Origin of the sequence: Sphingomonas sp. CCH9-E2, assembly GCF_001557215.1 — a bacterium.
Classification (GTDB): domain Bacteria; phylum Pseudomonadota; class Alphaproteobacteria; order Sphingomonadales; family Sphingomonadaceae; genus Sphingomonas.
In genome coordinates this window covers 1-16,925 of record NZ_LSJM01000204.1, presented here as the reverse complement: position 1 = coordinate 16,925, position 16,925 = coordinate 1, and the positions used below count along the sequence as shown (strand labels likewise).

The 16,925-nt window shown below is 67.7% G+C and carries 14 protein-coding genes; 10 read left to right on the top strand and 4 right to left on the bottom strand.

From position 1 onward, the window contains the following. Window positions 1-82: 82 nt before the first annotated feature. From AX681_RS09890 to AX681_RS09875, 4 genes are all read right to left on the bottom strand, one after another. Window positions 83-709, bottom strand: coding sequence for a glutathione S-transferase family protein (locus AX681_RS09890; RefSeq protein ID WP_066659204.1), 627 nt, complete (start codon window positions 707-709; stop codon window positions 83-85). A gap of 101 nt (window positions 710-810) precedes the next feature. Then, entirely contained in the window at window positions 811-1,671 is an 861-nt protein-coding gene (locus AX681_RS09885) for a dienelactone hydrolase family protein (protein ID WP_066659205.1), read from the bottom strand. Between the two features lie 45 nt (window positions 1,672-1,716). Further along, a complete protein-coding gene (locus AX681_RS09880) occupies window positions 1,717-2,814 on the bottom strand; it encodes an MBL fold metallo-hydrolase (RefSeq protein WP_066659207.1) in 1,098 nt (365 codons plus the stop codon). An 80-nt stretch (window positions 2,815-2,894) separates the two neighbouring features. Next, on the bottom strand, window positions 2,895-3,551 hold the full coding sequence (locus AX681_RS09875) for a DUF1013 domain-containing protein (RefSeq protein ID WP_066659210.1): 657 nt from the start codon (window positions 3,549-3,551) through the stop codon (window positions 2,895-2,897). A 180-nt stretch (window positions 3,552-3,731) separates the two neighbouring features. Here AX681_RS09875 and AX681_RS09870 point away from each other — a divergent pair, with 180 nt between their 5' ends. The 10 genes from AX681_RS09870 (at window position 3,732) to AX681_RS09830 (ending at window position 16,863) form a co-directional block, all read left to right on the top strand. After that, window positions 3,732-4,013, top strand: coding sequence for a hypothetical protein (locus AX681_RS09870; RefSeq protein WP_066659212.1), 282 nt, complete (start codon window positions 3,732-3,734; stop codon window positions 4,011-4,013). Between the two features lie 53 nt (window positions 4,014-4,066). After that, entirely contained in the window at window positions 4,067-4,234 is a 168-nt protein-coding gene (locus AX681_RS21935) for a hypothetical protein (RefSeq protein WP_156442695.1), read from the top strand. Window positions 4,235-4,289: 55 nt separating this feature from the next. Then, window positions 4,290-5,114: a phytanoyl-CoA dioxygenase family protein gene (locus AX681_RS09865; RefSeq protein ID WP_066659217.1), complete on the top strand. Its 825-nt coding sequence runs from the start codon at window positions 4,290-4,292 to the stop codon at window positions 5,112-5,114. Window positions 5,115-5,123: 9 nt separating this feature from the next. Further along, window positions 5,124-6,020 (top strand): LysR family transcriptional regulator, encoded by an 897-nt coding sequence (locus AX681_RS09860; protein WP_066659219.1) that lies wholly within the window; start codon window positions 5,124-5,126, stop codon window positions 6,018-6,020. 149 nt (window positions 6,021-6,169) lie between these two features. Next, window positions 6,170-7,387, top strand: a complete 1,218-nt coding sequence (locus AX681_RS09855) for an FAD-dependent oxidoreductase (protein WP_066659221.1) — start codon at window positions 6,170-6,172, stop codon at window positions 7,385-7,387. 53 nt (window positions 7,388-7,440) lie between these two features. After that, entirely contained in the window at window positions 7,441-10,494 is a 3,054-nt protein-coding gene (locus AX681_RS09850; RefSeq protein ID WP_066659223.1) for a TonB-dependent receptor domain-containing protein, read from the top strand. After that, on the top strand, window positions 10,494-12,080 hold the full coding sequence (locus AX681_RS09845) for an N-acyl-D-amino-acid deacylase family protein (RefSeq protein WP_066659224.1): 1,587 nt from the start codon (window positions 10,494-10,496) through the stop codon (window positions 12,078-12,080). The genes AX681_RS09850 and AX681_RS09845 overlap by 1 nt, the downstream gene beginning before the upstream one ends. Beyond that, a complete protein-coding gene (locus AX681_RS09840) occupies window positions 12,077-13,378 on the top strand; it encodes a dicarboxylate/amino acid:cation symporter (RefSeq protein WP_082737919.1) in 1,302 nt (433 codons plus the stop codon). Before AX681_RS09845 ends, AX681_RS09840 begins: the two co-directional genes overlap by 4 nt. A 54-nt stretch (window positions 13,379-13,432) precedes the next feature. Beyond that, window positions 13,433-15,151 (top strand): gamma-glutamyltransferase, encoded by a 1,719-nt coding sequence (gene ggt, locus AX681_RS09835; protein WP_066659225.1) that lies wholly within the window; start codon window positions 13,433-13,435, stop codon window positions 15,149-15,151. Beyond that, window positions 15,148-16,863: a gamma-glutamyltransferase family protein gene (locus tag AX681_RS09830; RefSeq protein ID WP_066659226.1), complete on the top strand. Its 1,716-nt coding sequence runs from the start codon at window positions 15,148-15,150 to the stop codon at window positions 16,861-16,863. Before ggt ends, AX681_RS09830 begins: the two co-directional genes overlap by 4 nt. The last annotated feature ends 62 nt before the right edge of the window (window positions 16,864-16,925 follow it).

Here is a 16,925-nt window from a genome sequence, read left to right as displayed (position 1 = left end):
CGGCCGTCTGCGCGGCCGCCCCTCCACCACTCGCTGCGCGAGCGGTCCCCCTCCCCTGAGCAAGCTCAGGGGAGGAATTGGATCACCCCTCGGCCGGAGCCGGCATCAGCGCATCGTCCAGCGCATTCGCCCGCTGTGCCGCTTCCCGCGCCTGCACCCGCGCGGCGAACGCTACAAAGGATTCGCGCTTGGGGATCGTATCGAACTGGGTGCCCCAACTCAGATGGGCGCCGACATACAGGTCCGCCGCGGTGAAATGATCCGCCGCCAGCCAGCCGTCGCCCGCGGCGCTCACCGCTGCATCCAGCGTGTCGATCGTGCGGTCGTAATTGCCAAAGCCCAGCATCCCCTGTTTCTGCGGATCATCGCCGACATCCCAGCCCATCGACCGGCTGGTCACCGCCTGCTCCAGCGGACCCGCGGCGAAGAACAGCCAGCGATAATAGGCCCCGCGCGCATCCACGGGCGGCGCCAGCTTGGCCGCCGGAAAGGCATCGGCGAGATAGGCACAGATCGCCGCGCACTCGGTCACCACCACGCCGTCATGCACGATCGTCGGCACCTTCCCCATCGGGTTTACCGCCAGAAATTCGGGCGCGCGCGGGCCGTAATCGATCACCACCGTGTCGTACTCGGCCCCCGCTTCCTCAAGCGCCCAGCGCGCAATCCGTCCGCGCGACATCGGGTTCGTATAGAGCGTCAGCGTCATGGTCGTCCCTCCGAGTCGATTGAGAACGAAATAGGAACGAAATCGCAGCACGGGTCAAGCGCTAAGTAATCCTCCCCCGCCAGGGGGAGGATCAGCGCAACTCACAACCCCTTGAACGTCTCCAGCAACCGCGCCCACGCCTTCTCCGCCTGCACCTGATCGTAAACCTGGCTGTCGGGCGGGCACCAGCCATGGTTCGCCGGATACACTTCGACCTCCGCCGCGAGCCCCGCGTCGGCGAACGCCTTGCGCACCAGCTCCTTCTCGGTCGGATTGCGCTTGTCGTCATTCTCGGCGACCGCGAACAGGAAGCGCGCCTTCATCTTGGGCACCAGCAAGTGCGGGCTGTCGGGCTTGTCGGTGGCCAGTCCGCCGCCATGGAACGACCCGCCCGCCTTGACCCGATCGGGCAGCGCAGCGGCGGTGCGCATCGTGAACGGCCCGCCCATGCAGTATCCGGTGGTGCCGACCCCGCGCTTCTTGTCCACCCCGCGCTGCCCGTCGAGCCACGCCACCGCGGCAGTCGCGTCGCGCACCACCGCGTCCGGCGTCAACAGCGCACGCCACGGCCCGATCTTCTCGCGCACGCTCGGCGTCGCAAAGCTCTCGCCCGGCTGCAGGAACCGCCCCTTCACCGACCGGTAGAACGGGTTGATCGTCAGCACCGCAAAGCCCGATTGCGCCAGCCGCTCGCCCATCTGGCGGAAGGCGGGGCGCAGGCCCATCACGTCGGGCCATACCAGCACCGCCGGATGCCTGCCCTTGGTCGGCGCGGCATAATAGCCGTCGGCGGTCCCGTCGGGGGTCTTGAACGTCACATCCGTCGACTGGATGGCCATCGCATTGGCAGGGGTCGGCAGCAGCGCCATCAGCCCCGCAGCACCCGCCGCGGCACCGAATTCGCGCCGGCTCATGCCCTTTGCCAGTTGCTCATTATCCGCGTTGGTCAGATCGTCGCACATCGCATCGCTCTCCTGAATCAGGCCACCCGGCGACGCGACGCTAGCCTAACCCGTTTTCCGATACCACCACGCGCCGTCGCGCACCTCGCGCACCGCCCGCCCCTCGACCTCCAGCCGCCGCAGATGCGCCAGCGTCTCGCCGGTGGCGAGACCGAGCATGTCGCCGGTGATCGTCCGCCGGAACATCCGCCCGAAGCAATCAACCGCACGGCGCGGCTCAGCCAGATGCTCGGCCAGGATGTCGAGCCGCTTGCGATGCTCGTCACGCAGCGCTGCCAGCCGCACGTGCAGCCCGGTGAACGGCGCGCCATGCGCCGGCAGCACCAGCAGATCGTCGGGCAGTTCCAACAGCTTGTCGATCGAAGCCAGCCACTCGCCCAGCGGATCGGCCTCGGGCTCGCTCACGCCGAGCGAGACGTTGGAGCTGATCCGCGGCAGCACCTGGTCCCCCGCGATCAGCACGCCATCGGCCTCGTTCCACAGGCACGCATGCTCCGGGCAATGCCCCGATCCGACCACGACCCGCCACATCGCATCGCCGATCGCAATCGCGTCGCCATCGACGATCCGGCGATAGCCGAGCGGCAGCGGCGCGACCATGCGCCTGAACTGGCCATAGCCCCTGGCGCTGGCCGCCGCGATCTGGTCGTCATCCCATCCCGCCGCGCGCCAGAAGGCGATCTGCTCGTCCGGCACCGCGTCGCGCACATCGGCGGTCAACAGCCGCCCCATCAGCCACTCGCCGCGCGTCATCCACAGCGGCGCATCGAATTTGCGCCCCAGCCATCCGGCAAGGCCGATATGATCGGGATGGAAATGCGTGCAGATTACGCGGCGCGGCGGCGCCGACGCCAGCGGCTCCGCATCGAACAGCGCGCGCCACGCTTCGACCGACGGATCGACGTTCAGCCCGGTATCGACGATCGTGGTGGCATCGCCATCGGCGACCAGCCAGCAATTGATATGGTCGAGCGGCCCGGCCATCGGGATGCGCACCCAATGCACGCCGCGCGCCACCGGAAGCGCCTCGCCCACCGCCGGCACGCGCTCGCCAAAGGGATAAGTCAGCCCGCGATGACTGGTCGCGACAAAGCTCTCGTCCTGCGTCAGCGAGATGTCGGGGGAGATCGCCGGTTCAGCCATACCGGAAACAGTGACGGCGCGGGACCCGCTTGTCGAGTCCACGCGCCGTCACGATACCGGAAAACCGAAAAAGGAGTGGATCAGCTCTTGAACAGCGTATCCCGGTCCAGCTCGACGCCAGTCGTCGTCTCACGCGACGCCGCCTCGCGCTCGGCGCGCAGCTGTTCGAGCAGCGCCTCGCGATCGCCCTCCAGCCGGGTGTCGACCGGAGCCTCGATGCCCGCCGCCTTCGCTGCCTTGGCGACCGCCGCGTCCAGCTCGCGCTGGCTGGTCAGGCCCAACGTCACCGGATCCTTGGGCACGATGTTGGCGATGTTCCAGTGCGAACGGTCGCGGATCGCGGCGATGGTGGTGCGGGTGGTGCCGATCAGCTTGCCGATCGCGCCGTCGCTGATCTCCGGATGGTTGCGGATGATCCAGGCGATGCCGTCGGGCTTGTCCTGACGCTTGCTCACCGGGGTGTAGCGCGGGCCCTTGGTGCGGCGCACCTGCTCGGGGCCCTTGCTCATCTTCAGGCGGTAATCGGGATCGGCCTGACCCTTCTCGATTTCCTCCATGGTCAGCTCGTGCGCGCGCACCGGATCGCGGCCGGTCAGCTTGGTCGATGCGGTATCGTCCGCAATCGCCTGCACCTCCAGAATGTGCAGCCCACAAAAGTCGGCGATCTGCTCGAAGCTGAGCGCGGTATTGTCGACCAGCCAGGAAGCGGTCGCGTGCGGCATGAGCGGCTGAGCCACGTCAAAGTCTCCAGAAACAATAAGGGCCGCCCTCCACGGGCGGCCGACTACCGCTCCGATCTAGGCAAAAGGGCCGATCTAGGCAAGGGCTTTGGCCCGCATTGCCCTGATCCGAAACGGAACCTAGTCTCGATTCAGGCGTCCTGCCCCGCACGAGGTTTGTTCCAGAGAGGAAATCACATGAAAAAGGCTCTACTTCCGCTCGCCGCAATCGCCGCACTCGGCCTCGCGGCATGCAGCGACAAGGCACAGAACGAAACCGCCGAAGCCGCCGAGGCGATCGGTGCCGACGCCAATGCCACGATGAGCGAAGCCGCCGATGATGTCGAAGCCGCGACCGACGGCGCGCTCAGCACCGCCGAAAACGCCGCCGACCGTGCGGGCGCTGCGATCGGTGAAGGCGCGGACCGCGTCGGCAACGCCGCCGATGCCGCCGAGGACGAGCTCGACAAGAACAACTAAGATCACGCCGGGGCCGTCGCGCTGACGGCCCCGCGCAGTTCCGGGGGGGAACCATGCGCGCCATCATTCTGCTGCCACTCGCACTGCTGGTCGCCTGCAACGGCCCCGACGACACCACCGGCGTCTCGCCCGACGAAGCGGCCCAGCTCAACGCTGCCGCCGACATGCTCGACGCCAACGCCACCGAACCCGATCCGCAGGCGACCCAACCGGCGGGTTGACGCGACTCCGATCGAATGAAAGCCTCGCACGCGTAACGCGTGTGCGGAGGCCGCTATGGATCATGTCGCCCAGTATCGCGAACAGGGCTATGCCGTTGTTCGTGGCGTCTTTTCACCCGAAGAGGTCGCCGGGATCGGCGCCGCCATCGACGCCGTCCATGCCGAGGGGATCGCGCATGGCCGCAGCTTCCGCCACGGCAATCTGTTCTACAACGTCCGCCCCGACGACAGCGGCACTCCGCTGGTCCCGATGGTGCAATGGCCATCCTACCACAATGAAACGCTCAACGCCGTCCGGCTCGCTCCGCGCTGGGTAGAGCTGCTGTCCCCGCTGATCGGCGGCGACCTCAAGCAGATCATCAACCAGCTCCACTGGAAGGCGCCAGGGTCGAAGGGCGATTTCGCCTGGCATCAGGATTCGCGCTTCCGCAAGCCCGACAAAGCCTATCGCAATCTCGGCAGTTCCTACATCCAGACCGGCCTCGCCATCGACCCGCATACTCGGGAGAGCGGCGCGATGCGGATGATCCCGAACAGCCATCGCAACGGCCCGCTCGCGCTCGACACTTCGACCGAGGTGCTGGGAAACGAGATGACCGACGACGCGCTGCGCACCGCGGGCATCGACCCGGCCAGCGTTATCGACCTTGAGCTGGAGCCCGGCGACGTCGCGATGTGGAGCCCCTATCTGGTCCACGGATCGGGCCGAAACACCGCGGATCATCAGCGCCGCTTCTACATCAACGGCTATGTCCGCGCGCAGGATTGCGACCGCGGCGAATGGGCGTTCCGCGACGGCCAGCCCGTCCCGCTCGGTCCCGAGCCCGTGCTGGTGCATTATGAGGCGCTGCACGAGCGCCCAGACCCCCATTATGTCTGAGCCCGCCTGATGCGCCTGCGCCAGCTTGAGATCGTCCACGCCGTCTATCAGCACGGCTCGATCAGCGCCGCCGCGCGCGCGCTCGGCGTGTCGCAGCCGTCGGTGTCCAAGACGCTGCACCATGCCGAGGACAATCTCGGCTTCCGCCTGTTCCAGCTTTCGCGCGGGCGCCTGATCCCGACCGATGAGGCGCATGCGCTGATGCGCGAGGCCGGCGACCTGTTCGACCGGCTCGGCACGCTGCAACAGACCGCGCGCAACCTGTCGCATTCGGGCGGCGGGCATATCCGGCTCGGTATCGTGCCCAGCCTCGCGCTCGACATGGTGCCACAGGCAATGGCGCTGTTCCGCCGCGACTGGCCGCGCGTGACGTTCGAAGTGCACACCCATCATCATGACGATCTGCTGCGTTCGCTGATCGAGCGCGAGCTGGACATCGCCATCGCCTATACGCCGCCCCCGCACCCGCGCCTTGCCCGCGCTGCGATGGCGGAGGGCGAGCTGGTCGTCCAGTTTCCCGAAGGCATGTTCCCGGAGGCGAATACGCGCTTCCCGCTCGATCAGCTCGCCGATCGCGACGTGATCGGCGTCGCCGCAGCCGGCCCGATCGGTGCGGTGCTGACCGAAGCCGCCCGCGCGCGCGGCATCGCCTTTCGCGAGACCGTGTCGGTGCAGACCTTCTTCATCGCTGCCCGCTTGGCCCAGCTCGAGCGCGGGGTGACGGTGATCGACGAATTCACCGCCCGCGCCTGGCGCGCGCCGGGCTTCACCTGGCTGCCGACCGATCCGCCGCTGCGCTTCACCATTTCCTGGGTCACGCTGGAGGAGCGCCAGCCATCGCGCGCCGCCCACGCTTTTCTGCGCACCTTTCAGCAGGTGCTGGAGGACAACCGCGCCAAACCATAGACTCAGTTTATACCTTAAGCAGCGAATCCACACTTTTCGTCGCCCGCTTGAACTTTAATGTCGCCATCCACCGCGTGATTGGAATGTCTGTCCAGTTGCTGCGGCAGGGGGAGACGCTTTCTGATCGACCGATATCCGGAGCTGACGGCATGACCGCTGCGCGCGAAGTGATCGTGCTCGGCGCGGGCGTGGTCGGCATGGCGACGGCGCTGACCCTGACCGAGCGTGGCCATCGCGTCACCGTGATCGACGGTGCGGAAGGCCCCGGGCTCGGCACCTCCTTCGCCAATGGCGCGCAGCTCAGCTACGGCTATACCGACGCGCTGGCGAGCCCATCGACGCTCGCGCAGATCCCGCGCGTCCTGCTCGGCCTCGATCGCGCGCTGCGCTTCAATCTGCGGCTCGACCCCGATTTCATCGCCTGGGCCATCGCCTTTCTGCGCAACGGCACCGCCACGCGCTTCCGCGACAACACCATTGCGGGCCTCGCCCTCGCCGCGCGTTCGCGCACCGCGCTCGCCGGACTTGCCGCCCGGCACCAGCTCGATTTCGGGCATGGCGCACCGGGCAAGATCCATCTCTACCGCAGCCACGCCTCCTTTGCCGCCGCGCAGGATATGGCGGCGCTCAAGGCCGCGCACGGCGTCGAACAGGCGATCCTCGACCCCGACGGCGCAGTCGCCGCCGAACCGATGCTCGCGCCGATCCGGGGCGAGATCGTCGGCGCGCTGCACACGCGCGACGAAGAGGTCGGCGATCCGCACCGCTTCTGCGTCAGCGCGCATGATGCGCTGCTGCGCGCGGGCGGCAGCTCGATGATGGGCGTCGGCATCGACCGGATCATGGCGAACGGGTCCGGCCCCGCGCTCGTCACCAGCGACGGCATGCGAGTCGATGCCGATCGCATCATCCTCGCCGCCGGCAACGGCTCGTCCCGGCTGGCCCGCCAGCTGGGCGTGCGGCTGCCGATTCAGCCGATGAAGGGCTATTCGATCACCCTGCCCCCCGGCCCCGCCGCGCCGAGCGCCAGTATCACCGATGTCGCCAATCGCGTCGTGTTTGCGCGCATCGGCAACCGCATGCGCATCGCGGGGCTCGCCGAACTGGGCAAGCGCGACACGCGGGTCGAGCCGGCGCGGCTGCACGTGCTGGTCGACAGTGCGCGTGCAGCGTTGCCTCAGGCTGCCGATTATGACCAAATGGAGTCGAGCTGGGCCGGCCTGCGTCCGATGACCCCGAACTCGCTGCCGATCACCCGGACCATCGCGCCGGGCGTGATCGCGGCGACCGGGCACGGCGCCTTGGGCTGGACCTACGCCGCCGGCAGCGCAGAACGCGTCGCGGACATCATCGCAGAGGGGAGCTGAAGGCGCACCAGACGCCAAGGCAAGAACATGACTGGGAACAGGGAAACACGACCATGAAGACGATCCGGATCGCCAGCCTTTTGGGAAGCATTTCGCTGCTCGCCACCGCCACTGCGGCGATGGCGCAGGACGCACCGCAGACCGCCGCCGATATTCAGGACGAGACGACCGAGGAAGTCGTCGTCATCGGCTCGCAGATCAAGGGCGCCGATGTCGCCGGTGCGCTGCCCGTCACCGTGCTGAACGAGGATGACATTGCCGCCGCCGCGCCGACCAGCGGCGACGACCTGTTCCGCGCCATCCCGCAATCGGGCGACGTCGCGTTCAACGAAAGCCGAGACGCGGGCGGCATCAACGACGCGCGCGGCGACACCGCATCGATCAACCTGCGCGCGCTCGGCACCGGCAACACGCTCGTCCTGCTCAACGGCCGCCGCATGGTCCTCCATCCCGGCACGCAGAGCGAGAACCTGGTGCCGGTGCAGAGCGTCAACACCAACACCATCCCCGTGCTCGGCGTGCGCCGCGTCGAAGTGCTGCTCGACGGCGCTGCGGCCATCTATGGCTCGGATGCGGTCGCCGGCGTGATCAACACCGTGCTCAAGGACAATTTCCGCGGCCTGCGCACCACCGCCGAACTCGGCTTCACCGAGGATTCGGGACAGGTCGAGGCGGAATTCGCGTTCGAATTCGGCCACCGCTTCAACGGCGGCAAGTCGAACATCTCGCTGTTCGGATCGTACAACCACCGCGACCCGCTCTACGCGCGGGACCGCCGCAATTCGCAATCGGCCGACCTGCGCCCGTTGCTGGCCGGCACGGCGTTCGCGGGCGACAGCGATTTCGACAACACCTCGGTCGACAGCATCTGGGGCGAATTCCAGCGGCTGACCACCAGCTTCGCGGCCTCGACCACCTCCGCCACGGTCAACGGCACGCCGCTGACGAGCAGCGGCATCTTCCACATTCAGCCGAACACCAATGAAGGCTGTATCGCCGCCACCCAATATGCCGGCACCTGCTGGGACAACAGCTCGCTGTCGACCGCGTCGACCGATAACAATCTGAAGTATGACATCAACGATGTCCGCACGATCATGGGGCGGAACGACCGCATCAACCTGTTCGGCTTCTTCAACCATGAATTCGAAAGCGGTCTGGAATTCTTCGCCGAAGCCGGCTGGTACCGCGCCGATTTCCAGTCGCAGCGCGAACAGGATACGTCGCTCGCCAGCCAGCGGCTGATCATCCCGATCAACGCCTATTACAACCCGTTCGGCCCGACCGGCAGCGCGTTCCGCATCCCGGGTCTGGGCGGCGTCGCCACCACCGGCGTGCCGATCGAGCTGATCGACTATCGCCCGGTCGATGCCGGCCCGCTGGTCGTCAATGTCCGCAACGACACCACCCGCTTCCTCGCCGGGTTCCGGGGCGAGCTGCTCGGCTTCGACTTCGACAGCGCCGCGCTCTACTCGCGCGCCCGCACCGCCGACAGCATGCGCACGGTCAGCCTGACCAAGTTCCAGGAGGCATTGAGCCGCACCGACGCCAGCGCGTACAACCCGTTCAACGGCGGCGACCCGCTCAACCCGGGCCGCTATGACAGCTCGCCCAATCCGCAGAGCGTGATCGACAGCTTCATGGTCGATATCGGCCGCATCAGCACGACCGAGCTGGCGATGGCCGATTTCAAGGTGAGCAAGAACGACCTGTTCACCCTGCCCGGCGGCCGCGTCGGCATGGCGGCGGGCGTCGAGTTCCGCCACGAAACCTTCGCCGACGACCGCGACGACCGGCTCGACGGCACGATCCGCTTCGTCGCGCTCGACGGCAGCTCGAACGGCAGCGACACGATGGGCGCCAGCCCGACCCCGGACAGCAGCGGTGCGCGCGACACGATTTCGGGTTTCCTCGAATTCGCCGTGCCCCTCGTTGCGCCGGACATGAACGTGCCCCTGATCCACTCGCTCGACCTGCAGCTCGCCGGCCGCGTCGAATCCTATCAGGGGTTCAATACCGTCGCGAAGCCCAAGGTCGCGGCATCCTGGTATCCCTTCGCCAACTTCCAGCTGCGCGGCAGCTGGTCGCAAGGCTTCCGCGCGCCGAACCTGCCGCAGCTGTTCGAAAACGGTATCCAGCGCTCGAACACCCGCACCGACTGGGTGAAGTGCGAGGCCGATTTCCGCGCCGGACGCATCGCCAATTTCGACGCCTGCACGCGCAGCCAGGGCGTGGTCAGCAACCGCTCGGGCAGCCAGAGCCTGACGCCGGAAGAATCCGACAACCTCTCGCTCGGCGGGACCTTCCAGTTCAACATGGGCAAGCTGGGTCGCCTGACCCTCACCGCCGACTACTGGGAAATCCGGCAGCAGAATGTGATCGGCCTGTTCGGCGACGGCAACGCGCTGATCCTCGATTATCTGCTGCGGCTGCAGGGCTCGTCCAACCCGAACGTCCAGCGCGCCGATCCGACGCCGCAGGAGATTACCGACTTCGCCGGCACCGGCATCGCCCCGGTCGGCCGCGTGATCCAGGTGATCGACAATTACACCAACCTCGCCCCGCGTGCGGTGCGCGGCTATGACCTTGGCGTCTATTATCAGGTCAAGGACACCGGCATCGGCGATTTCAGCGCGCGGATCAACGCCGCCCGCCTGCTCGAATTCTATCAGACGCCCACCCCCGCGGCACAGGCGCTGATCGATGCACAGGCGGCCGGCACGATCAACCCCACCATCGCGATCGCCGGGGCACAGGATATCGTCGAACAGAATGGCCGCCCGAAATGGCGCGCTTCGGCCAGCGTCACCTGGCGCTATAACGGCTTCGGCCTGGGCTATTATGGCAGCTATGTCGGCCCGGTCACCGACACCTCCGCCTCGCTCGCGGACGGCACCCGCTACCGCGTCGACGATTACATGACCCACAGCCTCTATGCGCAATATGAGGTCGATGGCGGGCCGATGGACAATCTCCGCCTGCGCGTCGGTGCGCGCAACCTGTTCAACACGCTCGCCCCGCTCGCCGACAATTCGAACGGCTATATGGGCGAACTCTACGGCAACCGCGGTCGCCAGATCTATTTCTCGATCAGCAAGCGGTTCTGATGCGACGCGCCGTCCGCGTCCTCGCGGCCCCGCTCCTGCTCCTGCCCCTCGGGGCGGGACAGGACCGGGTCCCCGCACCCCGCACGATCGACCTGGTCATCACCAATGGCCAGGTCATCGACGGCACCGGCACCCCGGCGCGGGTGGCGGAAATCGGGGTGGACGGCGACCGCATTCTCTATATCGGCCAGCGTCCGCGCGGGATCACCGCGCGGCGCAGCATCGACGCCCGTGGCCTCACCGTCACCCCGGGCTTCATCGACCCGCACACGCATAGCGGCCCCGACGCCCGTTCGGCCGATGCGACAAAGCGGCAACTCGCCAACCACCTGCTGCAGGGCGTCACCAGCATCGTCATCGGCAATGACGGCGGCGGCGACAGCGACATCGCCGCCCTGTTCGCGCGCCTCACCGCCAACCCGACCGGCCCCAATGTCGCCAGTTTCACCGGCTTCGGCACGATCCGGCTGCACGTCGTCGGCAACCGCGACCGCGCCCCCACCTCCGCCGAGCTTGTCACGATGCAAGGGCACGTCGCCCGCGCGATGTGCGACGGCGCGCTCGGCCTGTCGGCCGGGCTCTACTACGCCCCGCAGAGCTTCGCGAAGACCGGCGAAGTCGCCGCGCTCGCCAGCATCGCGGGCCGCTTCAACGGCATCTACGAAACCCATCTGCGCGACGAGGGCAGCGCCAGCATCGGCCTGATCCCCGCGATCGACGAAGCCGTCGCCATCGCCCGCGATGGCCGCCTGCCCCTCCACATCGCGCATATCAAGGCACTCGGCGCCGACGTTCAGGGCATGGCCCCCAAGGTCGTCGCGCATATCGCCACCGCGCAGAAATCCGGCGTCACCATCACCGCCGACCAATATCCGTGGGAAGCCTCCAGCACCTCGCTCGCCGCCGCGCTCGTCCCACGCCGCGCGCAGGATGGCGGCGCGCCCGCGATGGTCGCCAAGCTCAAGGCGCTCGATCCGCAGCTGCGCACGGAGATGGCCGAACAGCTCCGCGTCCGCGGCGGCCCCAACGCCATTCTGATGGTCAGCGGCCCGCATCAGGGCCAGCGCCTCGACGCGCTCGCCACCGCATGGAAGGTCCACCCCCTCGACGCCGCCGCGCGCATCCTGATCGCCGATCCCGGCACCAGCATCGCCAGCTTCAACATGACGCAGCCCGACATCGACGCCTTTGCGCGCCAAAGCTGGGTCGTCACCTCCTCCGACGCGACCAACGGCCACCCCCGCCGCATGGGCAGCTTCGCGCGCGGCTGGCGCCTGTTCGTCCGCGAGAAGAAGCTGATGTCCCCCGAACGCTTCGTCCAGCGCTCCTCGGCGCAAACCGCGCAGATCCTCGGCCTGCCTGATCGCGGTATCCTCGCGCCGGGCAAGTTCGCCGATATCGCGATCCTCGACGCGCACACCTATGCCGAGCGCGCGACCTATGATCGGCCCGACCTGCCCAGCACCGGCGTCCGCTATGTGCTGGTCAATGGCCGGATTGCGGTGGACAAGGGCAAGCTGACCGATAGGCTCGCCGGACGTCCGTTACCCAAACCGCGCCAACCGAACTGGAATTGCCCCGCATGACCGACACCACCCTGCCAGATCCCCCCGCACGACGCGGCCCCATCGGGCGCGCCTTTGCCTGGTGGTTCGGGATCGACCTGTGGAAACGCATCCTCGCCGCGCTCGTGCTCGGTGCAGCGGTCGGCTACGCCTGGGGAGAGGGCGCGACCGCGATCGGCTGGATCGGCACCCTGTTCGTCCGCCTGATCCGCATGCTGGTCGTGCCGCTGGTGTTCCTCACCATTGCATCAGGGGTAGCCGCGCTCGCCGACCCCAAGCGGCTCGGCAGCATCGGCGTCAAGACGCTGGCGATGTACGTCTTCACCACCGCGCTCGCCGTCACCACCGGCCTGGTCGTCGCCACTCTCATCGCCCCCGGCCTCGGCGCAACCTTTGCCGGCGCGGTGCCCAAGGCGATGGGCACCCCGCCCGACACCGCGCAGATGTTCATGGAGATCATCCCCGACAATCCGATCGGCGCGATGGCAGAGGGCAAGACGCTCGCGGTGATCTTCTTCGCCATCCTCGTGGGCGCGGGCGTGATCGCGGCAGGCAAGGGCGCCGAGCCGGTGCGTCAGCTGCTCAACGCCGGGTCCGAAGTGATGCTCAAGATCGTCGGCTTCGTGATGGAAACCGCGCCGTTCGGCGTGTTCGCGCTCATCGCCGTCGTGATGGGCACCACCGGCCCGTCCAGCTTCCTCGCGGTGCTCAAGCTCGGCCTGTGCGTCGTCGTCGGCTCGGCCATCGTCACCTTGCTGATCCACGGCCTGATCGTCGTGCGGCTGATGGCGTGGCTCTCGCCGCTCCCCTTCTTTCGCGGCATTGCCGACGCGATCATGGTCGGCTTCTCGACCTCGTCGAGCAGCGCCACCCTCCCCGTCGCGATCCGCGTTGCCGAGCGCAACCTTGGCGTGTCCAAGCCGGTCGCCTCGACCGTCCTCCCGCTCGGCGCTACCATCGGCATGGACGGCGCGGCGATGTATATCGCGATGCTGACGCTGTTCTCGGCTCAGGCGTTCGGCGTCGATCTGACGATGGGCGACTATCTGCTGATCGCCGCCACCACCACCATCGCCGCGATGGGCGTCGCGCCGGTCCCGTCGGGATCACTGTTCGTCCTCGCCGCCGTGCTCCACGCGATCGGCATCACGCCCGAGCAGACCGCGATCGTCGTCGGCTTCATCCTGCCGTTCGACCGCATCCTCGACATGACCCGCACCGTGCCCAACGTCACGTCGGACCTCGCCATCGCCACCGCCGTCGCGCGCTGGGAGGGGGAGATGGACACGGACCGCTACAGTTCGAAAGACGATGTTTGAGACAACCCGCATTCCTCCCCCAGCGAGCTGGGGGAGGAATTGAGAGAGAGACCCATGTTCCTGCGTAACCTCACCCTCGCCCTCTCGGCCTTCGCGCTCGCCCTCCCCGTCCCGGTCGCGGCGCAGAGCCGCCACCTGCTCGAATATCCCTCGATCCACTCGCCCGTAGTCGGCACGCGGGGGATGGTGGTCAGCCAGAATGAGATGGCAAGCAGCGTCGGCGCCCAAATCCTGCGCGATGGCGGCAATGCGGTGGACGCCGCCGTCGCCGTTGCCTTCGCGCTCGCCGTCACCTTGCCGCGCGCGGGCAATGTCGGCGGCGACGGCTTCATCACCGTCTATGACGCCAAGTCGAAACAGGTCCGCGTGATCGATTTCCGCGGCGTCGCCCCGCGCGCCGCCACCGCCGCGATGTTCGTCGACAACAAGGGCAAGGAACGCGGCATCGCCTCCTATGGCTATCTCGCCCCCTCGGTCCCGGGCAGCGTCGCCGGTCTCGAACATGCGCACAAGAAATGGGGCAAGCTCCCCTGGGCCAAGGTCGTCGAACCCGCGCTCCGCCTCGCCCGCGACGGCGTCAAGCTCACCGCCGACGAAGCCTTTGTGTTCGGCTGGGGTCGTGAGCGCCTCGGCAACAGCGTCTCGGGCAAGGCGACCTTCTACAAGCCCGATGGCAGCCTCTATGCAAAGGACGACGTGCTCAAACAGCCCGACCTCGCCTGGACCCTCGGCGAGATCCAGAAGGGCGGCGCCAAGGCCTTTTATACCGGCGAAATCGCCCGCCGTATCGTCGCGGACATGAAGGCCAATGGCGGCCTGATCACGCTGGAGGACCTCGCCGCCTACAAGCCGGTCGAGCGCGATCCGCTGATCGGCAGCTATCGCGGCTACACCGTCTACACCCCGCCCCCGGCCAGCGCGGGCGGCGCGACCCTGCTCAACATGCTCAACATCCTCGAGCAGTTCGACCTCAAGGCCACAGGGCAAGGCAGCGCCGCCTCGCTCCACCTCCTCGCCGAAACGATGAAGCTCGCTTATGCCGACCGCTATCGCGTGCTCGGCGATCCGGCCTTCGTCACCGCCCCGGTCAAGGGCTTCACGTCAAAGGCCTATGCCGCCGAACGCGCCAAGCTCATCTCGGTCGACAAGGTGATCCCCGGTGCCGACGCCCCGGTCGGCGATCCGCTCAAGTTCGAAAGCCCCTCGACCACCCACCTCTCGGTCGCGGATGCGGATGGCAACGCCGTCTCGCTCACCACCACGCTCGGCTCGGACTTCGGATCGGGCGTGATGATCGCGCGCACCGGCATCCTGCTCAACAACCAGATGAACAATTTCAGCCATGAACAGGCATGGGAGGCCCAGCGCACCGGCACCCCGCCCCCGCTCAACGCCATGGCACCGGGCAAGCGCATGCTGTCCACGATGATGCCCACGATCATCTTCAAGGGCGACAAGCCGTGGCTCGTCACCGGCACGCCGGGCGGCAGCACGATTCCGACCACGGTGGTCCAGGTCATCGTCAACGCGATCGACTATGGCCTCAACATCGACGAGGCGACCCACCGCCCGCGCATCTATCAGGGCAACAATGCGTCGTTGCGCGTTGAACCCGGCTTCAACCCCGACACGGTTGCGGCGCTCAAGGCAAAGGGGCATCGCATCACTTCGGACGAAACCATGGGAAGCGCGCACTCGATCATGATCACCGACAATCTCTTCCTCGGCGCCGCCGACCCCCGCCGCCCTGGCGCAAAGGCCATCGAACCATGAAACTGACTCGCGCCCACTTCCTGCTCGCGCTCGTCGCGACGGGCCTTTCCGCCTGCGCCCCACGCGGCGCGGTCGAGACTGCCGCCCCCGCGCCCGTCGCTGCGCCCGAACGCCAAGCTTTCGTCGCCGCCGCGCACCCGCTCGCGGTCGAGGCTGGCCTGAATGTCCTGCGCAAGGGCGGCAGCGCGGTCGACGCCGCGGTCGCGGTGCAGGCGATGCTCAGCCTGGTCGAACCACAGAGCAGCGGCCTTGGCGGCGGCGCGTTCATGGTCCGCTACGACGCCAAGACCAAAGCCGTCACCGTCTATGACGGCCGCGAAACCGCCCCGGCGGGTGCCACCCCCGACATGCTGATGGGCCCGGACGGCAAGCCGCTGTCCTTCCGCACCGCCGTCCTCTCGGGCCGCGCCACCGGCGTCCCCGGCGTCGTGCGCATGATGGCGCTGGCACAGGAAAAGCACGGCAAGCTCAAATGGCGCGAGCTGTTCGCCGACGCCGAACAGACCGCCGCCAACGGCTTCACCGTCACCGCCCGGCTCGGCCGCTTCGTCAACTCCGGCGGGCCCCAGGCGAACACCCCGGACTCGCTCGCCTATTTCCGAAACACCGATGGCAGCAAGATCAAGGCGGGCGACACGCTGCGCAACCCCGCCTATGCCGCCTTCCTCCGCCGCCTTGCCGCGCAGGGACCGGATGCAATGTACCGGGGCGAAACCGCTCGCCGCATCGTCGCCCGGGTCCGCGAAGGCGACTATGCCAGCAGCATGACCGAAGCGGATCTCGCCGCCTACAAGCCGGTGGTGCGCGAAGGGCTGTGCAACCCTTATCGCAGCTACATCCTCTGCGCCCCGCCCCCGCCCTCCTCGGGCGTCGGCCTGCTGCAGCTGATGGCGATGATCGAGCGCACCGATATCGGCGCACGCGGCCCCAACGACCCCGTCGCCTGGGTCAAGTACGCCGAGGCCAGCCGCCTGATGTATGCCGACCGCGACGCCTATGTCGGCGACATCGCGACCGTCCCGGTCAAGGGCATGCTCGACCCCGGCTATGTCGCCAGCCGCGCCGCGCTGATCGGTGATCGTGCCGGACCCGCGCCCACCGCCGGCACGCCGCCCGGTGCCATCGCCGCGCGCATCGACGCCACCAATGAAGTCGCCGGCACCTCGCACTTCATCGTCATCGACGGCGACGGCAACGCGGTGTCGATGACCACCACGGTCGAAAGCTTCTTCGGCACCGGGCGCATGGTCGATGGCTTCTTCCTCAACAACCAGATGACCGATTTCTCGTTCGTGCCGACCGGCCCGAACGTGATTGCGCCCGGCAAGCGCCCGCGCTCATCGATGGTCCCGACGATCATCCTCAACCCCGACCGCAGCCTTGCCGGAGCGATCGGATCGCCCGGCGGCAACGCGATTCTGGGTTATGTGTCCAAGGCTTTGGTCGGCATGATCGACTGGAAACTCCCCGTCGCCGATGCCATCGCGCTGCCCAACCTCGTCGCCCGCGGCGGCAGCTTCAATGGCGAGGCGGACAAGTTCGCGCCCGAGCTGCGCGCCGCGATGGCCGAACGCGGCGTCACCGTGCGCGGCGGCACCGGCGAAGATTCGGGCCTGCACGGCGTCATGATCCGCAACGGCAAGTTCGACGGCGGCGCCGACCCGCGCCGCGACGGCGTCGCGAAGACCATCACCCTGCCAGCCAAGAAATGAAGTCACCCTCACCCTTCCGGCGCTACGCGCCTCCCTCCCTCTCCCATTGGGAGAGGGAAGGG

What these genes read in the sequence shown, in the direction of transcription:
- AX681_RS09890 (WP_066659204.1), bottom strand. Translation starts at nt 709, where the DNA reads ATGACGCTGACGCTCTATACGAACCCGATGTCGCGCGGACGGATTGCG.
- AX681_RS09885 (WP_066659205.1), bottom strand. Translation starts at nt 1,671, where the DNA reads ATGTGCGACGATCTGACCAACGCGGATAATGAGCAACTGGCAAAGGGC.
- AX681_RS09880 (WP_066659207.1), bottom strand. Translation starts at nt 2,814, where the DNA reads ATGGCTGAACCGGCGATCTCCCCCGACATCTCGCTGACGCAGGACGAG.
- AX681_RS09870 (WP_066659212.1), top strand. Translation starts at nt 3,732, where the DNA reads ATGAAAAAGGCTCTACTTCCGCTCGCCGCAATCGCCGCACTCGGCCTC.
- AX681_RS21935 (WP_156442695.1), top strand. Translation starts at nt 4,067, where the DNA reads ATGCGCGCCATCATTCTGCTGCCACTCGCACTGCTGGTCGCCTGCAAC.
- AX681_RS09865 (WP_066659217.1), top strand. Translation starts at nt 4,290, where the DNA reads ATGGATCATGTCGCCCAGTATCGCGAACAGGGCTATGCCGTTGTTCGT.
- AX681_RS09860 (WP_066659219.1), top strand. Translation starts at nt 5,124, where the DNA reads ATGCGCCTGCGCCAGCTTGAGATCGTCCACGCCGTCTATCAGCACGGC.
- AX681_RS09855 (WP_066659221.1), top strand. Translation starts at nt 6,170, where the DNA reads ATGACCGCTGCGCGCGAAGTGATCGTGCTCGGCGCGGGCGTGGTCGGC.
- AX681_RS09850 (WP_066659223.1), top strand. Translation starts at nt 7,441, where the DNA reads ATGAAGACGATCCGGATCGCCAGCCTTTTGGGAAGCATTTCGCTGCTC.
- AX681_RS09845 (WP_066659224.1), top strand. Translation starts at nt 10,494, where the DNA reads ATGCGACGCGCCGTCCGCGTCCTCGCGGCCCCGCTCCTGCTCCTGCCC.
- AX681_RS09840 (WP_082737919.1), top strand. Translation starts at nt 12,077, where the DNA reads ATGACCGACACCACCCTGCCAGATCCCCCCGCACGACGCGGCCCCATC.
- ggt (WP_066659225.1), top strand. Translation starts at nt 13,433, where the DNA reads ATGTTCCTGCGTAACCTCACCCTCGCCCTCTCGGCCTTCGCGCTCGCC.
- AX681_RS09830 (WP_066659226.1), top strand. Translation starts at nt 15,148, where the DNA reads ATGAAACTGACTCGCGCCCACTTCCTGCTCGCGCTCGTCGCGACGGGC.